Origin of the sequence: Caballeronia calidae, assembly GCF_900044055.2 — a bacterium.
GTDB classification, from domain to species: Bacteria; Pseudomonadota; Gammaproteobacteria; order Burkholderiales; family Burkholderiaceae; genus Caballeronia; species Caballeronia calidae.
Genome location: NZ_FCOX02000329.1, coordinates 1 through 782, shown reverse-complemented (window position 1 = coordinate 782; position 782 = coordinate 1). Strand labels below are relative to the sequence as shown.

Sequence of the window (782 nt, the reverse complement as noted above, 5' to 3'; positions counted from 1 at the left end):
CAGGTCCTGCCATTGCGGGTCGGGCAGCGCGCGGCGGTCGAGCTTGCCGTTGGGCGTGAGCGGGAGCGCATCGAGCACGACGAAGGCGGCCGGCACCATGTAGTCGGGCAGGCGTTCGGTCAGATGGATGCGCAACGCGTCCACCATGCCGACGGCATCAGCGCCAGCGGTGAGCGTGACATAGGCGACCAGGCGCTTGTCGGCCGAACGGTTGCTACCGCTGTCGTCGCGGGCGATGACCACTGCTTCGCGCACCGCAGGATGGCTGGCGAGCTGCGCCTCGATCTCCCCGAGTTCGATACGGAAGCCGCGAATCTTGACCTGATGATCGTTGCGGCCGAGGAATTCGAGATTGCCGTCGGGCAGCCAGCGGGCGAGGTCGCCGGTGCGGTACATGCGCGCGCCGGGCTCGTGGCTGAACGGATCGTCGAGGAAGCGTTCAGCGGTGAGATCGGCACGATTCAGATAACCGCGTGCAACGCCGGCACCGCCGATATAAAGCTCGCCGATCGCGCCCGGAGGCACCGGCTGGCCATGCGCATCGAGCACATAGGCGTGCGTGTTCGCGAGCGGTCGGCCGAGCGGCAGCGGACGATTCGAATTGCTGGATTCGAACATCTCGAACGTCAGCACGCCGACAGTCGTTTCGGTAGGACCGTAGTGATTCAGGATGCGCAGTCCGGGATGATCCGCCCGCAGCGCGGTAATCCAGTCGCGTTGTGCCACTTCGCCTCCCAGCACGATCAGTTGCTTCGGGAGCGCTGAAGCGTCCTGGCCGTGCA

The 782-nt window shown here is 65.9% G+C and carries 1 protein-coding gene; it reads right to left on the bottom strand.

All coding sequences use genetic code 11. The features are described 5' to 3' along the window. Positions 1 to 782, bottom strand: a 782-nt coding sequence (locus tag AWB78_RS42890; RefSeq protein WP_157697920.1) for an amino acid adenylation domain-containing protein, incomplete at both ends; no start/stop codon positions are given.